Raw genomic sequence first — 16,759 nt, forward strand, 5'->3', positions numbered from 1 at the left:
ACGAATGATCGGGCGCGCGGATACTCGGCGCATCCACTGCCCTGGTGCCTCGATCATGACTTCCACTTCTACCTGCAAAATCATCCTGGCCATGGCGTTTGTCATCGGCTGCTGGGGCTATTCGCCCACTGGCATTCACATCGGCTTGCAAGGGTATGAGCCCGGACATCTGGCCTTGCTGCGTTTTCTGCTGGCGTCGCTGTTGATGGCGCTGATCGCAATTTTCAAAGGCATTCGCCTGCCGCAGTGGCGCGATGTGCCGTTGCTGGTAGCCTTGGGCTTCTTTGCCGTCAGCCTGCATCACGTCGCGTTGAACATCGGCCAGCAAGGCATCAGTGCCGGGGCTTCCAGCGTGCTGGCGCAATCGAGCCCGTTATTCAGCACGCTGCTGGCGCGCCTTGTGTTCAAGGACCGCGTGAGCGTCTGGCGTTGGGGTTGCGTGTTGCTTGGATTTGTCGGCGTGGTGATCGTAGTCAGCGGCGACAAGGGCATGGGCGCTATCGATGCCCATGGCTTGTTGATCTTGTTGGCGGCGCTTTCATGGAGCCTCTATTTCGCCCTGCAAAAGCATCATGCGCGGCGCTACGATGGCTTCAGCCTGGGCTGCTACGCGGTGTGGTCGGGGACGTTGCTGTTGCTGATTTATCTGCCGGGGCTGGCTGACGCCGTGATGCAGGCGCCGCCGCGTGCGCAGTGGGCGGTGCTGATGCTGGGGGTGTTTCCCAGCGCGCTGGCGTATCTGGCCTGGGGTTTCGTGCTCAAGCATGTGGACTTGAGTCGGGCGACGATGACCTTGTATCTGATACCGCCGACGGCCATGGGAATTGCGTCGTGGGGATTGGGGGAACGGCCGACGTTGATGGTACTGATGGGAGCGGTGGTGGTGTTGATCAGTGTGTTGGCGTTGAATCTGGAGCGTGGGGTTGGCGTCGTTCGAGCAGTTGAGAGCAAGGCTTGAATCTGCTGTGAGGCCGATGCCGTCTTCGCGAGCAGGCTCGCTCCCTCAGTGGATGACACAAACTCCCTGTGGGAGCGAGCCTGCTCGCGAAGAGGCCGGGCCACTCAATGAATAATCCAGACCTCAGCGCATATCATCCGACAACGGTGTCGGCTCATCCGCCGGCGGTACATCCTCGTCATCCGGCGGATCCTTCCAGTCATCCGGGCGGTCGGCATCGCTCAGCGGATCGCGCCCCGGGTCCATGCCCGGCGGTGCGTCGTGATCGCTCAGCGTCGGCTCGTCGGTGCCGGATACGGGGCGGGTCTGGTCGGTGGGCGCCATGCCACCGGGAACAAGCGAGTCATCAGCCATGCTGCACCTCACAATACTGGCCCGGATTATCCGGGGCGTATTACTTGGAAGCGCGGGTGCTGAGGGCGTGCGGTAGATCAGACCAGCGGCATCAGCCTTGGGCGATAAAGCGATCACGACTGTTGGTCAGGTGCAGCCACATCGCGGCGCGGGCGGCATCGGCGTCCTGGCGCTTGATCGCATTCAGAATCGCCTCGTGTTCCAGATTGGCCAAGTGCCCGAGCTTGCTCAGATCCGCCGCGCCACGCTCGGCGGCATTCAGGCGATTGCGCGGGATCATCGCACTGCCCAGGTGCTGCATGATTTCGCTGAAGCAAGCGTTGCCGGTGGCCTCGGCGATCAGCAGATGAAAACGCCGATCGGCCTCCACGCAACTGTCGTTGTTCGCCAGCAACCGTTGATAGTCATCCAGCGCCTGACGCATCTGCTGCACCTGCTGCTCACTGCGCCGCTGCGCCGCCAGCGCCGCCGCTTGCGTCTCCAGGCCCATGCGCAATTCGAGAATGCTGCGCACACCGAGCGCCGTGTCGACATTCAGACGCAGGCCCTGCTCCGCTGCGCGCTTGATGACGAAAGTACCGATGCCATGGCGCGTCTCGACCAGCCCCGAGGCCTGCAACTTGGAGATCGCCTCGCGCACCACCGTGCGGCTGACGCCGTGTTCCTGAACGATGGAATTCTCCGACGGCAATTTGTCACCGGGCGACAGTTGTCCGAGCAGGATGCTCTGGGTGAGCTTTTCCACCAGGTCATGAGCGAGGTTGTGCGTGCGTTTGCGCGCGGGCGCGTCGAGGTCTTCTTGCATGATCGGTTCCGGTGATCGGGGCTTGCCGATCGTAGCACTGCGGGATGACGGTTGAGATGGATTTTAGCGGTCGACGGGCCATCCACTTGTATGACAACACTCAATTACGTCGAATATTTTCGATAGCCAGCCATCACGCATTACCATTCATATCTCAAAAAGGCGCTGCGATCGACTGGCGAAATTTTCAATGAATACGAGCCAGAATCCGGCTTTCGCATAAAAAACCGAACAATCAGAAGAATTTGATCGCCCTCCACACTTGTAGGACAAAAAATTAGAGTTGTATGATGTCTAGCAACAACGCAGCACCCAGTCCTACCCGCATAAAAATAATCAGTGGGAGAAATATCAGTGAAAACCTCCATCTCCGGGATGCAGGACAGCGTCGACCCGACGCTCGCCTCAGCCATCTCCAAAGTCAAACGCCACGTCCTGCCGCTCTTCGTGATCATGTTCATCGTCAATTACATTGACCGGGTGAACATCGGCTTCGTCCGCACCCACATGGAAACCGATCTGGGCATCGGTGCTGCCGCCTATGGCTTCGGCGCCGGGCTGTTCTTCATCGGTTACGCGCTGTTCGAAGTGCCGTCCAACATGCTTTTGCAGAAAGTCGGCGCACGCATCTGGCTGACCCGCATCATGTTCACCTGGGGCATAGTCGCGGCCTGCATGGCCTTCATCCAGAACGAAACCCACTTCTATATCCTGCGTTTCCTGCTCGGTGTCGCCGAGGCCGGGTTCTTTCCCGGGGTGATCTATTACTTCACCCGTTGGCTGCCAGGCGTCGAGCGTGGCAAGGCGATCGCGATCTTCCTCAGCGGCTCGGCCGTGGCCTCGCTGATCTCCGGTCCGCTGTCCGGCCTGCTCCTGCAGATCAACGGGCTGGGCATGCACGGCTGGCAATGGATGTACTTCATCGAGGGGATGTTCTCGGTGTGCCTGTGCGTCTTCGTCTGGTTCTGGCTGGATGCCAAACCCCACGACGCAAAATGGCTGAGCCGCGCCGAACAGGATGCGTTGGTCAGCGCCATCGACGACGAGCAAAAAGCACGTGAAGCCGCGACGCCGATCCGGCCGTCGCTGGGCAAACTGCTCAAGGACCGGCAGATCATTCTGTTCTGCCTGATCTACTTCTTCATTCAGTTGACCATTTATGCGGCGACTTTCTGGCTGCCGAGCATCATCAAGAAGATGGGCGAACTCAGCGACGTGCAGGTCGGCCTGTTCAACTCGATTCCATGGTTGCTGTCGATCGTCGGCATGTACGCCTTCGCCTCGCTGTCGGCGAAGTGGAAACATCAACAAGCTTGGGTCGCCACTGCCCTGTTGATCGCGGCAGCGGGGATGTTCATGTCCACCACTGGCGGGCCGATCTTTGCCTTCGTCGCGATCTGCTTTGCGGCGCTGGGTTTCAAATCCGCCTCGTCGCTGTTCTGGCCGATTCCCCAGGCTTATCTGGATGCACGCATCGCGGCGGCAGTGATCGCGCTGATCAACTCGGTGGGCAACCTCGGCGGCTTCGTCGCGCCGACCACCTTCGGCCTGCTGGAGCAACACACCGGCTCGATCCAGGGCGGCCTCTATGGTCTGGCCGCGACCTCGATCATCGCCGCAATCATCGTCTTCGCCGCGCGCACCACGCCCAAACCCGCTGCTGAAAAGGCTGTGGCCGACGCCGCGCCGAAACACGCCTGACTTCGTCTCGACAAGGAAAACAATAATGACTGTTCACGATACCGCCAAAGCTCCGATCATCACCGACATGCAGGTCATTCCGGTGGCCGGTCACGACGGCATGCTGCTCAACCTGAGCGGCGCCCACGGGCCGTTTTTCACCCGCAACATCGTCATCCTCAAGGACAACGCCGGCCATACCGGCGTCGGCGAAGTGCCCGGTGGCGAGCGCATTCGCCAGACCCTGGAAGATGCACGCAATCTGGTGGTCGGTAGCCCCATCGGCACCTACCAGAAGATCCTCAACCAGGTGCGCCAGACCTTCGCCGACCGCGATGCCGGCGGCCGTGGCCTGCAAACATTCGACCTGCGCATCACCATTCACGCGGTCACCGGCCTGGAAGCCGCCCTCCTCGACCTGCTCGGCCAGCATCTGGACGTGCCGGTGGCGGCGCTGCTCGGTGAAGGTCAGCAACGCGACGAAGTGAAGATGCTCGGTTATCTGTTCTACGTCGGCGATCAACACGAAACCGATCTGGCCTATCGCAGCGAACCGGACGCCGACAACGACTGGTTCCGTGTGCGCCACGAGAAAGCCATGACCCCCGAAGCAGTCGTGCGTCTGGCCGAGGCGGCGCACGCCAAGTACGGTTTCAAGGATTTCAAACTCAAGGGCGGCGTGCTCAGTGGCGATGCCGAAATCGAAGCGGTCACGGCACTGGCCGAGCGCTTCCCTGAAGCGCGAATCACCCTCGATCCGAACGGCGCCTGGTCGCTGAAAGAGGCGATTCGTCTGTGCCGCGATCAGCACCACGTACTCGCCTACGCCGAAGACCCGTGCGGTGCGGAAAACGGTTATTCCGGGCGCGAAGTCATGGCTGAATTCCGCCGCGCCACCGGGCTGAAAACCGCGACCAACATGATCGCCACCGACTGGCGTGAAATGGGCCACGCGATTCAGTTGCAGTCAGTGGACATCCCGCTGGCCGACCCGCACTTCTGGACCATGCAGGGTTCGGTACGCGTCGCGCAGATGTGCCACGAGTGGGGCCTGACCTGGGGCTCGCATTCCAACAACCACTTCGATATTTCCCTGGCCATGTTCACCCACGTCGCCGCCGCCGCACCCGGCGAGATCACCGCCATCGACACCCACTGGATCTGGCAGGACGGTCAGCGCCTGACCAAGGCACCGCTGCAGATTGTCGATGGTCTCGTGCAGGTGCCGAAAAAACCCGGACTGGGTGTGGAGCTGGACATGGATCAAGTGGCCAAGGCCCACGAACTGTACAAAGGCATGGGCCTCGGCGCGCGGGATGACAGCGTGGCGATGCAGTTCCTGATTCCGGGGTGGAAATTCGATAACAAACGGCCGTGTCTGGTGCGGTAATCCAGCAGGCGCCGCTGATTTCAATTGTGGGAGTAGGAGTTGCCGAAGGCTGCGATCTTTTGATTCTGTTTTGAAGATCAAAAGATCGCAGCCTTCGGCAGCTCCTACAAATCGGTTTTCAGCTTGAGATCTGCAGCAACCACGCCTTGAACGCTTTCATCGCCACCGTTTCCGCTCGCGACTGCAACCGCGTCAGCCAGTAACTACCCGTAGTGATCTCGATCGCAAACGGCTGGCAGATTGCATCAGCCGCCAGTTGCCGGGCAAACATCAGCGGCGGCGCCAACGCCACGCCGCCGCCCTGCAATGCGGCTTCCATCATTGCCAGCGACGAATCGAACACGATGCTTTGCGGTGGCGCGGCCTGCGTCGCCAGTCCCGCTGCGTGAAACCACTCCGGCCATTCATCGGTGCGATAGGAACGCAGCAAGGTCTGCTGCAACAGGTCCGCCGGCGAGTGCAGCTGCCGGGCAATCTCCGGCACGCACAATACCGACAACGGCGCATCGAGCAAGCGCGTCGCCTCGATGCCATGCCAGGCGCCAGCACCGAAACGAATGGCGTAATCCAGTCCTTCCGCCGCCACATCCACCCGGTTGTTATTGGTCGACAGGCGTAAATCTACCAGCGGATGTTTCCTCCGAAAGTCCGCCAGCCTCGGCAACAGCCAACCCACGGCAAACGTGCCCACCGCGCCGACCGTCAACATGTCGCGATACTGCCCACCGGCCAGACGCTCGAGCATCTGCGCAATGTGGTCGAATGAGGTGCTGAGCACCGGTAGCAAGGTCTCGCCTTCACTGGTCAGCATCAGCCCACGGGGCAGGCGTTTGAACAGGGTCAGGTTGAGTTGCGCTTCCAGGCTTTTGACCTGATGGCTCACCGCCGCTTGTGTCACGCACAACTCGACGGCAGCACGGGTAAAACTCAAATGACGTGCCGAGGCTTCAAATGCGCGCAGAGCGTTGAGCGGCAGTTGCGGTCGAATCATGCGTTGCCCCAATTTTTTCTAATGGCCCATGCGAGTTTTCATCGTTTGTCGAGATCCAGCGAAGTGCCTAAATTGGCCGCGCTGATCGGCCGCCCGATGAAAAATCACCCGCAGTGTAGCGGGATACAACAATCGACACTCATGGAGAGTGATTCAATCATGTGTTCCTTAAAACCGAGCAAGGCCTTTTCCTACAGCGCTTTCGCACTGTTCTTCGGCAGCGTTGCCTGTCATGCCGCAACGCCGACGGATGCGCAATTGCAGGCACTGGTCAGCCAAGCCGTCACCCCGGTGATGCAGCAAAACAACATCCCGGGGCTGACCGTAGCGATCACGCTGAATGGCCAGGCGCATTACTTTAACTACGGGGTTGCCGCTAAAGACACCGCGCAAAAGGTCAGCGAAAACACCCTGTTCGAAGTCGGCTCGGTGAGCAAAACCTTCACCGCCACCCTCGCTGGTTACGCACAGGCCACAGGCAAACTCGACCTGTCGAGCAAGGCCAGCCAACTCTGGCCGGAGCTCAAGGGCAGCGCCTTCGACAACATCAGCGTGCTGCAACTGGGCACCTACAGTGCAGGCGGACTGCCGTTGCAATTCCCCGCTGAGACGGATTCTTCCGACAAGATGCTCGGCTATTACCAACAGTGGAAACCGCAATTTCCCGCCGGCAGGCATCGCCTGTATTCCAACCCGAGCCTGGGCCTGTTCGGCTACCTGACGGCGAAAAGCCTCGGCCAGCCGTTCGACCAGGCAATGACGCAAACCCTGCTGCCGAAACTCGGCCTTCAGCACACCTTCCTCAGCGTACCGTCAGCGCAGTCGAAGCTTTATGCCCAAGGCTACGAAAGCGCCGACCAACCGGTACGCGTCAGCCCCGGCGCCCTCGACGCCGAAGCCTACGGCATCAAAACCAGCGCCGCCGACCTGCTGCGTTACGTCCAGGCACAGCTGAAACCGGCCAGCCTTGCGCCTGATCTGCACCAAGCCATCGCCAACACCCACATCGGTTATTACCGCGTCGGCGACATGACCCAGGGCCTGGGCTGGGAGCGCTACGCCTACCCGATCAGCCTGGAAAAACTGCAAAACGGCAACTCGACCCCCATGGCCATGGAGCCGCACAAAGTCGAGTGGCTGACTCCACCGCAAGCTGAACCAGCCAATGTGCTGTTCAATAAGACCGGTTCTACACGGGGCTTTGGCGCGTATGTGGCGTTCGTGCCGTCGCGAGACATGGGCATTGTGATTCTTGCCAACAAGAACTACCCGAATGCCGAACGGGTGAAGATTGCGCATGAGATTTTCACTCAGTTGACCGAATAAAGATCAAAAGATCGCAGCCTGCGGCAGCTCCATTGACCGAGTGAAAACCCGATCCTGTAGGAGCCGCCGCAGGCTGCGATCTTTTCGTTTCAGCGCTTAAAGCTGCGCCTGCAAGCGCCAGCCAATGACATCCATCAAGTCACAGCTATCGCGCAACGGAATCGCCAGCACCCGGGCGAAATCCTGCAACAGCAATGCATCGTGTCCCTTGCCCTCGTCCAGCGAAAGGCTCTCCATCAGCTGCGTCACACAGCGCAAGCGGTAAGCCGCGGTGCCGTGCAACACGTCAATGGGGGCTTCGCTGTCGATCAGCACACAGGGAATTTTGCAGTCAATCCCGGTGATCGGTATGTAACGCGCCATGGTAGAACCTCCCTGTTCAATGTTGAGTCGCCGTTGGGGGTGAATCGAGATTGTCCAGCGCGCGGTTGACCAGCAGTTCTCCGACTACCGCCAATTGCTGGATCGACAACGTCAGGCTGCGCTGCGCACCGCTCAACTCGCAGGCCAGATCGGTGGTCAGTACGTTCAGTGAGGCAAGGGTTTCGCAGGCATGGCTCAGCAGTGTCGCCGTGTCGATGTCGGGGAGAATGGTGAAGACGTGGCTGATGGGATCGGGTTGGCCGGGGTGGCGCAGACGCGGATTATTGGAGTCGAAGGAGCTTGAATCCATGGGGGATTCGGGGGGATTTGGAGTGTGTTTTTTCATGTTGATTACCGTTGTGGATTGTAGGAAACACTACCTGTCTCACTTCCACATGAGGGTGGCAGCTGTACGCAGGTGTGGAAGACCAGGCCAATCCACCAATACCCGGCGCACTCGAGAGTGCTCCTGCGCACAGCCGCCAAAACGCGGCGATGTTGACATAAAACCCGTCGACATGCGCTTTTGAGACATTGATGGATGTAACCGAACAACCGGACTTCCACATCCGACCACTGTTTTTTTCAGCGGCCAAAAGAGGTTATCCCCCTGCGCCACAACGCACCAGTTCACCCCAGCCGCCGCGTCTTGCAGGAAAAATCCACTGGGTTTGAAGGCTGTTGGCGTCAGACATTTCGGCAGCCACATGCTGCAATGACTTTCGATCAGCAGATGACTTGTGGGAGCGAGCCTGCTCGCGAATGCGCTCGATCAGCCACCTTTCAGCGCCTGAAAAACCGCTTTCGCGAGCAGGCTCGCTCCCACATTTGAACTGTGCACTTCACAAAAAAATGTGGGAGCTGATTTGCCAACTCCCACAGGAATTTTGCTTCATTCAGTCAACGCGCAATCAATCATCCAGCATCTGCGGCGGTTTGCTCGGTTTCGCCGGTTTGCTGCCCTTCGCGCCTTTGGCCGGTTCCGGCTCGGTGGCGGCAGGTGTTTGTGCGGCGGCGGCCGCAGCGGCGGCTTCTTTTTCGGCCATGGGCATGGCGTCGATGGTTTCGAAGATTTTTGCCAGGCTCAATGCCTTGGCTTCATCACCCGAGGCGGAGAGCTTGGTTTCGCCGTCCTTGCCCACCAGGAACACTTTTGGATAAGCGCCGGCACCGAGCTTCAGCGAACGCAGCAGGGCCATGGTGTCCTGCTGGCCCATGTCCTTGCCGTCGAGCTGGCCGGACATGCTGAGGATGGTGTAGACCTTGATGTTGCGGTCGGTGACGCCCTTTTTGTTGGCCGGATCTTCCAGCGACTTCTTCAGGCTCAGCCACACCGGGTCGACGGTGCTTTGCGCAATCACGATCAGAGGGCGGGCGCGGCCCACGTCCCCGGCCAGGGGGGAATCGCTGTCGGCGGCGAACAGGGGGCCGGCGATTGCCAGCAAGAGGGTCAGGGTCAGGGACCTGATGAGCATGCGCATCTCCTTTTGATATCCACGCACTACTGATTGCGCATCGTGGCGATTGTTCCGGCGGCGTCTGGCAAAAAGGCATTGCCCTGTCAGAAGCTTAGGTCAGGGAGAACTTTGCGCAACATGACGCAAGCGATCATCGGCACATCCCTACGGCCGCTGCATTGGAAGTGTTTGCTCCAGACTGACTCAGAACGCCAACTTATAACCAATCAACACCAGCATCGTCGCCAGGCACGGGCGCAGGACTTCGTCGGAGATGCGTCCGGTCAGGTGGCTGCCCAGCCAGATGCCGGGCAGCGAGCCCATCAGCAGGAAACCCAGCACGCCCCAATCCATGTTGCCCATGCTTGCGTGGCCGAGGCCGGCGACGAGGGTCAGGGGTACGGCGTGGGCGATTTCGGTGCCGACCAGGCGGCGGGTTGGCAGTAGCGGGTAGAGGATGAACAATGCGACGGTGCCGAGTGCGCCGGCGCCGATCGAGGTCAGGGCGACCATGGTGCCGAGGATCAGACCGGTGATCACCGTCATGATATTCAGGCGCGAACCGCTCGGGTTGTAGTTGCCACCCGCGCGTTTGTGGGCGAATTCGAGCAAGCGTTTCTTGAAGAAGATTGCCAGGGCGGTGGCGAAGAGGACGAAGCCGAGCGCCTGCTTGATGATGGCGTTCATCGCGTCCGGCGCGGTGTGCAGGGTGCTGAGGAACCACAGGGTCATGGCCACGGCCGGCACACTGCCGAGGGTCAGCCAGCCAGTGATGGCCCAGTCGATGTTCTTGTTCTTCCTGTGAACGAGGACGCCGCTGGATTTGGTGATCGCGGCGTACAGCAGGTCGGTACCTACCGCCGTCGCCGGGTTGATGCCGAACCACAGCAGGATCGGCGTCATCAACGAACCGCCGCCGACACCGGTCATGCCTACGATAAACCCCACCACCAGCCCGGCAATTACCAGGCCGAAATTTGCCAATTCCATTCAAACGTCCAGAAAACGACAGGAAAATCTGGCCCGCAGCATAGCGATTTTTCTTATAACCACATATATCGATGCGGTCTATCGTTATGCCATATCGAATTCACCGCAAATCCCACAGTGGATCTTTGCGCTACAGCAAACCTGCAAGGCTCACTGCACCGGCAAGAAATTCAGAAACAGCAGACTCTGCGCGTAATTCAGGCCGATCCTGCGATAGCGCTCATCGAGCATCTGCGTGAGCAGATCCAGGCGCGCGACGATTTTGCTGAATTCGGTGGCGAAGCTGAGGTTGCTGCCCTCCTCCGAGATTTCGTTGGAGAACAGCAACGGCTGGCCTTCCTTGTTTTGTCGTTGCGACAAAATCCACATGGCTTTTTCGATGTTGCGCGCGGCGTTGTGCACGAACGTCGGGTTGATCGCGTCGGTCATGTAGAACTCGGTGCGATTGCCGTGGGCGGTAACCAGCATGCTGCCGATCGCATAGATGAACGCGCCGACGCGGTCGCCGAGGAACTCCGGACTCATCGCATAGCTCAGCGCCGCCAGGTCCTTGCGCCCGCCCAGCACGGGCAATGGCTGCTGTTGCTCGACAGCGAGACGCACCTGTTTCACGGCGGCGTTGACTGTGAGGAAGCCGGATTTGCGCAGTTCTTCCGGGTTGCGCAGGTAAAGCTTGCCCATCAATCGATAGAGGCTGTCGAGGTTGTCGCGCATCGCCAGGGTGGCCATGCGGTCGACGCTGGTCTGGAGAAATTCCTGCGGCTGCCCTTCTCGTATCTGATTGAAGAATCCGTTGCCGTTCTGGTGGCTGCAGCCGCTGAGCAACAGCGACAACAGGCAGGCCAGCAGCAGGCACGGGCGGCGGTGAGCGGCGGTGATCAGGGCAAAAACACTCGGCATGAAGTCTCGGACAGGCACATTCCTGTGCGGCGGGAGTCACCGCATCCTGGCCATGCATAGAGCCGCCGATTGCGAAAAAGTGCAGTGCCCGGGCGGTGAGCCGACCTTCGGCGCTTTTCGCCATAGCAATTAGTCGGACTTTATATTTGCCAATGTACGTAAATCCGCTATAAATCCTGTTCAGCCCCACAAATAGCATGACTAGTTATATGTAGGAGCTGCCGAAGGCTGCGATCTTTTGATCTTGCTTTCAAAAATCACAATCAAAAGATCGCAGCCTGCGGCAGCTCCTACAGGGGACCGCGGTGTTTAAAACAACAACAAAAAGGAAGGTCAACCATGCTTCAATCCTGTCACCTGCTCTCCGGCCTCGGACTGTCCCTGATGATCGCTACCCTTTCCGCCAACGCGGCGGGCCTGACCGCTGAACACAAAGCCTTCGGCAAAACCAATGACGGCACGCCTGTCGAACAGTACATCCTGCGCAACAGCCACGGCATGCAAGCCACCGTGATTACCTACGGCGCGACCCTGCAAGCGCTGAAAGTCGCTGACAAACACGGCAAGTTCGACGACGTCGTCTTGGGTTTTGACGATGTGCAGGGTTATCAGAAAGGTACCGCGTACTTCGGCGCGACCATCGGCCGTTTCGGCAACCGCCTGGCCGAAGGTGCTTTCGAACTTGATGGCAAGCGTTATCAAGTGCCGCAGAACGACAAATCCAACGCCCTGCACGGCGGCCCCGAAGGTTTCGACAAGAAAGTCTGGAAGGCCAGGGAAACCAAGGACAAGGATTCGGTGGGCGTAACCCTTACCTACCTCTCGGCCGACGGCGAGATGGGTTTCCCGGGCAATCTGACCACCGAAGTCACCTATCGCCTGACCGACAACAATGAACTGCGCATCGACTACAAGGCCAGCACCGACAAGCCGACCGTGCTCAACCTGACCAACCACAGTTACTTCAACCTGGCCGGCGCCGGCAATGGCGATATTCTCAAGCAAGTCGCCATGATCAACTCCAGCCATTACACGCCGGTCACCGCGAAACTGATCCCGACCGGGGAGCTGGCGCCTGTTGCCGGTACGCCGATGGACTTCAGCAAACCGACGGCGATCGGCACGCACATCAAGGCTGATCATCCGCAGCTGAAATTCGCCGAGCCGAAACAGGGCGGCTTCGATTTCAACTGGGCGCTGGACAGCAAGGGCGATATCAGCAAGCTCGCTACCGAAGTCAGCGACCCGCAATCCGGGCGTGTGCTGCAACTGTTCACCAGCGAGCCGGGCGTGCAGTTCTACACCAGCAACTTCCTCGACGGCACGGTCAAGGGCAAGGGTGGCAAGGTCTATCCGCACTGGGGCGCGTTCACCCTCGAGACCCAGCACTACCCGGATTCGCCGAACCAGCCGGATTTCCCGAGCACGCGGCTTGATCCGGGGCAGACTTATGCCCACAGCGTGATCCTCAAGTTCTCCGCCAAGTAACCTGCCATGCACCCCCTGTGGCGAGGGGATTCATCACCGTTGGGATGCGAAGCAGCCCCAAAAACCTGCAATAGAACGCTGTCTGATACAGCGCGTGTTGCAGGATCGGGGCTGCTTCGCAGCCCAGCGGGGATAAATCCCCTCGCCACAAATCCCCTCACCACAAGATCCCCTGACCACAATTGATCCGGTTTCATCCTTGACTCCCCCTTCCTTGCGGGAACCCTTGCTCTATCCTGCTGCCCACTAGAGATATCGACTCTTTCAGGCAGGAGGTTTGAATGCGTACCCTTGAGTTGGCCGGCGTGCAGGTTCCCGTGATTGGTCAGGGCACTTGGCGCATGGGCGAGGATCGTTCGGCGCACAGCCGTGAAGTGGCGGCGCTGCGCACCGGCATCGAGCTGGGCATGAGCCTGATCGATACCGCTGAGATGTACGCCGAGGGCGGTGCCGAAACAGTGGTCGGCGAAGCCATCGCCGGTCTGCGCGATCAAGTCTTTCTGGTCAGCAAGGTCTACCCGCACAACGCCAGCCGCGAAGGCATCCCGCAAGCCTGCGAGCGCAGTTTGCGTCGGCTCCGCACCGACTACATCGATCTGTATCTGTTGCACTGGCGCGGTCAGTATCCGCTGGAGGAAACCGTCGAAGCCTTCGAACGCCTGCGCGAGGACGGCAAGATCGGCCGTTGGGGGGTGTCGAATTTCGATGTGGACGACCTCGAAGAACTGTCCAGCTCGGCCTGCGCCACCAATCAGGTGCTTTACAACCTTGAAGAGCGCGGCATCGAATTCGATCTGCTGCCGTGGTGCCAGCATCAGCGCCTGCCGTTGATGGCGTACTGTCCGATCGGCCAAGGCGGCGCGATGCTCGCCGAGCCGGTTCTGCAAGACATTGCCAGGCGCTACAACGCCACCCCGGCGCAGATTTCACTGGCGTGGATCCTGCGCCGGGGTGGCGTGATTGCGATTCCCAAGGCTGTGCGCCCGGAGCATGTGCAACTCAATGCCGAGGCGGCCCAGTTGCAATTGGACGCCGGGGATCTGGCGGCGCTGGACAAGGTGTTCCCGGCGCCTCAACGCAAGCAGCGGCTGGCCATGGTCTGAGCTGCCGACCGCGAGGGCTTCGCCATGAGAAGCACAGATCTGCACGACCCGTTCAACCTGCAACGTTTTGTCCAGGCACAGGACCCGGTGTTCGAACGGGTCCAGCGTGAACTCGAGACGGGCCGCAAGCGCAGCCACTGGATGTGGTTCGTCTTCCCGCAGTTCGCCGGATTGGGCGGCAGCGAAATGGCCCGGCGCTTTGCGATTGGTTCAGCCGAGGAAGCCCAGGCCTATCTGGCCCACGAGCTGCTCGGGGCGCGGCTGCGCACCTGCACGCAACTGGTGCTGAATGTGCCGCAGCGCTCGATTGCAGAAATGTTTGGCCATCCCGATGACCTGAAATTTCATTCTTCGATGACCCTGTTCGCCCAGTTCAGCGCCGAGGACAGTCTGTTCCATCAGGCGCTGGAGCGGTACTTCCACGGCATCCTCGATGAATGGACGCTGCAACTGCTCGACTCAAAACAGGCCCAGTTGCCCACCGATCAGGGTTGAGAAGTCGTCGTCGACAAACGGCAGAATCGCGTCCGCCACCGGTTGCAGCTGTCGCGTGATGTAATGGTCGTAGTCGATGGCGGCGCGGCGTACTTCCAGCGGCTCCGGGCCGGCCAGGGTGATGACGTAGCTGATCCAGCCGCCGTTCTGATACTGCCGGGGCCGCCCCTGCTCGGCATTGTATTCGTCGGCGAGCCGCGCCGCGCGGACGTGCGGCGGTACGTTGCGTTCGTAATCGTCGAGGGTGCGGCGCAGACGTTTGCGGTAGATCAGCCGATCGTCGAACTCGCCGGCGAGGGTCTTGCGCACGTAATCGCGCACATAATCCTGATACGGCTTGCGCTGAAAAATCCGCTCATACAGTTCTTGCTGAAACTGCCGCGCCAGCAGCGACCAGTCGGTGCGCACGGTTTCCAGGCCTTTGTAGACCATTTCCTCGCTGCCATCGGCGCGGGTGACGAGTCCGGCGTAGCGCTTCTTGCTGCCCTCCTCGGCGCCGCGAATGGTCGGCATCAGGAAGCGCTTGTAGTGAATCTCGAACTGCAATTCCAGCGCGCTTTCCAGCCCATATTCCTCGCGCACATGCGTGCGCCACCAGTCGTTGACGTGTTTGACCAGCGCATGGCCGATCTGCGCTGCTTCATCCTGACCGTGCAGACTGCGCAGCCAGACGAAGGTTGAATCGGTGTCGCCGTAAATGACGGCGTGGCCCTGTTCTTCGATCAACTGGCGAGTGCGCAACATGATTTCGTGGCCGCGCAAGGTGATCGACGAGGCCAGCCGGGTATCGAAAAAACGGCAACCGCTGGAGCCGAGCACGCCGTAGAAGGCGTTCATGATGATCTTTAATGCCTGGGACAGCGGCGCATTGTGCTCGCGCTTGGCGGTTTCGCGCCCTTCGGCCACTCGCGCCACGATGGACGGCAGACAATGGCGGGTGCGCGAGAAGCGTGCGCCACGAAAACCCGCTACCGAGTCAGCGTCGTCCGGGTGTTGCAGGCCCTCGATCAAGCCCACCGGGTCGATCAGAAAGGTGCGAATGATCGACGGGTAGAGGCTTTTGTAATCGAGGACCAACACCGATTCGTAAAGCCCCGGGCGTGAATCCATGACAAACCCGCCGGGGCTGGCCTGGGGTGGATTGGTGCCCAGATTGGGTGCAACAAAGCCCTGGCGGTGCATCAACGGCATGTACAAATGGGTGAAAGCGGCGACCGAACCGCCGCTGCGGTCGGCGGGCAAACCGGTGACGCTGGCGCGTTCAAGCAAAAACGTCAGCAGTTCGGTCTTGGCGAAGATTCGCGTGACCAGCTCGCAGTCCTTGAGGTTGTATTTGGCCAGCGCCGGTTTGTCCTCGGCGAACATGCGGTTGATCTCGTCCATGCGCTGGTACGGATTGTTGATCGCCTTGCCTTCGCCGAGCAGGGTCTGCGCGACGTTTTCCAGGCTGAACGAGGGAAAACTCCAGGTCGCCGAACGCAACGACTCGATGCCATCGATGATCAGCCGCCCCGCTGCAGAGGCGAAGTAGTGATTGCGGCTGCCGTGCTCGCGCCACTGCATTTCTTCGCCGCCACGACCGATCTTCAGCGGCACGCCAAGACGCCGCGCGTGTTCGTGAAGGATGCGCAGGTCGAACTGCACAACGTTCCAGCCAATGATCGCGTCAGGGTCGTGGCGGGCGAACCAGTCGTTGAGCTTCTTCAGAATGAGCGTGCGCGAATCGCAGTATTCAAGGTCGAAATCGACAATGCTGGCGTCGCCGTTCGGCGCGCCGAGCATGTACACCTGGCGCTCGCCACAGCCTTCCAGCGCGATGGAATACAGCTCGCCGTTTTCGGTGGTCTCGATGTCGAGTGAGACCAAGCGCAGTTTCGGCCGGTAATCGGGGTCGGGTTTCAGCTGGGCGTTGATCAGTACGCCGTCAGCATCCAGGGTGCCGCCAAACAGCACTGGCGCGGTGATGAAGCGCTCCATCAGATAGCGTTCCGGCGGGCGCACGTCGGCTTCAAAGACGTCGACGCCGGCGCGGTTGAGCGCGGTTTCGAGGCGCATCAACTGGCCGTGCTGCTGGCAATACAGACCGAGCACCGGACGATGCTGAAAATCGAGCAAGGCCAACGGTCGCAATTCCACGTTCTTTTCATCGTGCAGCAGACGCTCGGCCGCTTCTCGCTGTGCGGCGGGAATAAATGCGACCGACGGCTGATGCGCCAGACGCACGCGGCGCGGCCCGGCATCGGTCGCCAGCCAGAACTCCACTTCGGTGCCGGCCGGCGTATCGCGCCAATGCCGGGTCAGGACGAAGCCCTGCTGTAAATCCACCACTGCGACCTCAACGTTTCAATCAGAACGCCATTCTACGCAGGATCTGTGGCGAGGGATTTATCTGTGGCGAGGGGATTTATCCCCGCTGGCCGCGAAGCGGCCCCGCTTTTAATGAAAGGGCCTGCTGCGCA

General features: G+C 60.1%; 16 protein-coding genes. 7 read left to right on the plus strand and 9 right to left on the minus strand.

What is annotated here, in order from left to right:
• The first annotated feature begins 55 nt into the window (after positions 1-55).
• A complete protein-coding gene (locus tag OC605_RS00570) occupies positions 56-958 on the plus strand; it encodes a DMT family transporter (RefSeq protein ID WP_262136023.1) in 903 nt (300 codons plus the stop codon).
• Between the two features lie 123 nt (positions 959-1,081).
• Here OC605_RS00570 and OC605_RS00575 read toward each other — a convergent pair whose 3' ends face one another.
• Together OC605_RS00575 and OC605_RS00580 are read right to left on the minus strand one after the other, a co-directional pair.
• A complete protein-coding gene (locus OC605_RS00575) occupies positions 1,082-1,312 on the minus strand; it encodes a hypothetical protein (RefSeq protein ID WP_071172961.1) in 231 nt (76 codons plus the stop codon).
• Positions 1,313-1,403: 91 nt separating this feature from the next.
• Positions 1,404-2,117, minus strand: coding sequence for a FadR/GntR family transcriptional regulator (locus tag OC605_RS00580; protein ID WP_133336908.1), 714 nt, complete (start codon positions 2,115-2,117; stop codon positions 1,404-1,406).
• A gap of 354 nt (positions 2,118-2,471) precedes the next feature.
• Here OC605_RS00580 and OC605_RS00585 point away from each other — a divergent pair, with 354 nt between their 5' ends.
• Positions 2,472-3,818 carry an MFS transporter gene (locus OC605_RS00585; protein WP_024013478.1) on the plus strand — a complete coding sequence of 449 codons (1,347 nt, stop codon included), beginning with the start codon at positions 2,472-2,474 and terminating at the stop codon, positions 3,816-3,818.
• Positions 3,819-3,843: 25 nt separating this feature from the next.
• Entirely contained in the window at positions 3,844-5,187 is a 1,344-nt protein-coding gene (gene gudD, locus OC605_RS00590; RefSeq protein ID WP_262136024.1) for a glucarate dehydratase, read from the plus strand.
• Between the two features lie 118 nt (positions 5,188-5,305).
• Here gudD and OC605_RS00595 read toward each other — a convergent pair whose 3' ends face one another.
• Positions 5,306-6,178, minus strand: a complete 873-nt coding sequence (locus OC605_RS00595) for a LysR family transcriptional regulator (protein ID WP_262136025.1) — start codon at positions 6,176-6,178, stop codon at positions 5,306-5,308.
• Positions 6,179-6,337: 159 nt separating this feature from the next.
• On the opposite strand from OC605_RS00595, the gene ampC reads away from it, so the two are divergent.
• Positions 6,338-7,504 carry a class C beta-lactamase gene (gene ampC / locus OC605_RS00600; RefSeq protein WP_262136026.1) on the plus strand — a complete coding sequence of 389 codons (1,167 nt, stop codon included), beginning with the start codon at positions 6,338-6,340 and terminating at the stop codon, positions 7,502-7,504.
• A gap of 96 nt (positions 7,505-7,600) precedes the next feature.
• Here ampC and OC605_RS00605 read toward each other — a convergent pair whose 3' ends face one another.
• From OC605_RS00605 to OC605_RS00625, 5 genes are all read right to left on the minus strand, one after another.
• Positions 7,601-7,867: a hypothetical protein gene (locus OC605_RS00605; protein WP_016775363.1), complete on the minus strand. Its 267-nt coding sequence runs from the start codon at positions 7,865-7,867 to the stop codon at positions 7,601-7,603.
• A 16-nt stretch (positions 7,868-7,883) separates the two neighbouring features.
• Entirely contained in the window at positions 7,884-8,177 is a 294-nt protein-coding gene (locus tag OC605_RS00610; protein WP_390896805.1) for a DUF6124 family protein, read from the minus strand.
• Between the two features lie 601 nt (positions 8,178-8,778).
• Entirely contained in the window at positions 8,779-9,342 is a 564-nt protein-coding gene (locus OC605_RS00615) for a DUF4174 domain-containing protein (protein ID WP_262136030.1), read from the minus strand.
• Between the two features lie 186 nt (positions 9,343-9,528).
• Positions 9,529-10,314, minus strand: a complete 786-nt coding sequence (locus OC605_RS00620; protein ID WP_039763409.1) for a sulfite exporter TauE/SafE family protein — start codon at positions 10,312-10,314, stop codon at positions 9,529-9,531.
• Positions 10,315-10,464: 150 nt separating this feature from the next.
• Positions 10,465-11,214: a hypothetical protein gene (locus OC605_RS00625; protein ID WP_016775367.1), complete on the minus strand. Its 750-nt coding sequence runs from the start codon at positions 11,212-11,214 to the stop codon at positions 10,465-10,467.
• A 339-nt stretch (positions 11,215-11,553) separates the two neighbouring features.
• Between OC605_RS00625 and OC605_RS00630 the strand changes: the two genes are divergently transcribed.
• From OC605_RS00630 to OC605_RS00640, 3 genes are all read left to right on the plus strand, one after another.
• Positions 11,554-12,702, plus strand: coding sequence for an aldose epimerase family protein (locus OC605_RS00630; RefSeq protein WP_262136031.1), 1,149 nt, complete (start codon positions 11,554-11,556; stop codon positions 12,700-12,702).
• A gap of 281 nt (positions 12,703-12,983) precedes the next feature.
• Entirely contained in the window at positions 12,984-13,805 is an 822-nt protein-coding gene (locus OC605_RS00635) for an aldo/keto reductase (RefSeq protein WP_262136032.1), read from the plus strand.
• A gap of 24 nt (positions 13,806-13,829) precedes the next feature.
• Positions 13,830-14,300, plus strand: coding sequence for a DUF1810 domain-containing protein (locus tag OC605_RS00640; protein ID WP_262136033.1), 471 nt, complete (start codon positions 13,830-13,832; stop codon positions 14,298-14,300).
• Here OC605_RS00640 and OC605_RS00645 read toward each other — a convergent pair.
• A complete protein-coding gene (locus OC605_RS00645; protein WP_262136035.1) occupies positions 14,265-16,625 on the minus strand; it encodes a DNA polymerase II in 2,361 nt (786 codons plus the stop codon). The two genes, OC605_RS00640 and OC605_RS00645, sit on opposite strands and share 36 nt — an antisense overlap.
• Positions 16,626-16,759: the final 134 nt, after the last annotated feature.

It is taken from the genome of Pseudomonas sp. Marseille-Q5117, assembly GCF_946901175.1.
GTDB lineage: Bacteria > Pseudomonadota > Gammaproteobacteria > Pseudomonadales > Pseudomonadaceae > Aquipseudomonas > Aquipseudomonas iranensis.

Excerpts from the sequence above, each read along its gene's own strand:
- OC605_RS00570 (WP_262136023.1), top strand. The coding sequence starts at position 56 with ATGACTTCCACTTCTACCTGCAAAATCATCCTGGCCATGGCGTTTGTC.
- OC605_RS00575 (WP_071172961.1), bottom strand. The coding sequence starts at position 1,312 with ATGGCTGATGACTCGCTTGTTCCCGGTGGCATGGCGCCCACCGACCAG.
- OC605_RS00580 (WP_133336908.1), bottom strand. The coding sequence starts at position 2,117 with ATGCAAGAAGACCTCGACGCGCCCGCGCGCAAACGCACGCACAACCTC.
- gudD (WP_262136024.1), top strand. The coding sequence starts at position 3,844 with ATGACTGTTCACGATACCGCCAAAGCTCCGATCATCACCGACATGCAG.
- OC605_RS00595 (WP_262136025.1), bottom strand. The coding sequence starts at position 6,178 with ATGATTCGACCGCAACTGCCGCTCAACGCTCTGCGCGCATTTGAAGCC.
- ampC (WP_262136026.1), top strand. The coding sequence starts at position 6,338 with ATGTGTTCCTTAAAACCGAGCAAGGCCTTTTCCTACAGCGCTTTCGCA.
- OC605_RS00605 (WP_016775363.1), bottom strand. The coding sequence starts at position 7,867 with ATGGCGCGTTACATACCGATCACCGGGATTGACTGCAAAATTCCCTGT.
- OC605_RS00610 (WP_390896805.1), bottom strand. The coding sequence starts at position 8,177 with ATGGATTCAAGCTCCTTCGACTCCAATAATCCGCGTCTGCGCCACCCC.
- OC605_RS00615 (WP_262136030.1), bottom strand. The coding sequence starts at position 9,342 with ATGCTCATCAGGTCCCTGACCCTGACCCTCTTGCTGGCAATCGCCGGC.
- OC605_RS00620 (WP_039763409.1), bottom strand. The coding sequence starts at position 10,314 with ATGGAATTGGCAAATTTCGGCCTGGTAATTGCCGGGCTGGTGGTGGGG.
- OC605_RS00625 (WP_016775367.1), bottom strand. The coding sequence starts at position 11,214 with ATGCCGAGTGTTTTTGCCCTGATCACCGCCGCTCACCGCCGCCCGTGC.
- OC605_RS00630 (WP_262136031.1), top strand. The coding sequence starts at position 11,554 with ATGCTTCAATCCTGTCACCTGCTCTCCGGCCTCGGACTGTCCCTGATG.
- OC605_RS00635 (WP_262136032.1), top strand. The coding sequence starts at position 12,984 with ATGCGTACCCTTGAGTTGGCCGGCGTGCAGGTTCCCGTGATTGGTCAG.
- OC605_RS00640 (WP_262136033.1), top strand. The coding sequence starts at position 13,830 with ATGAGAAGCACAGATCTGCACGACCCGTTCAACCTGCAACGTTTTGTC.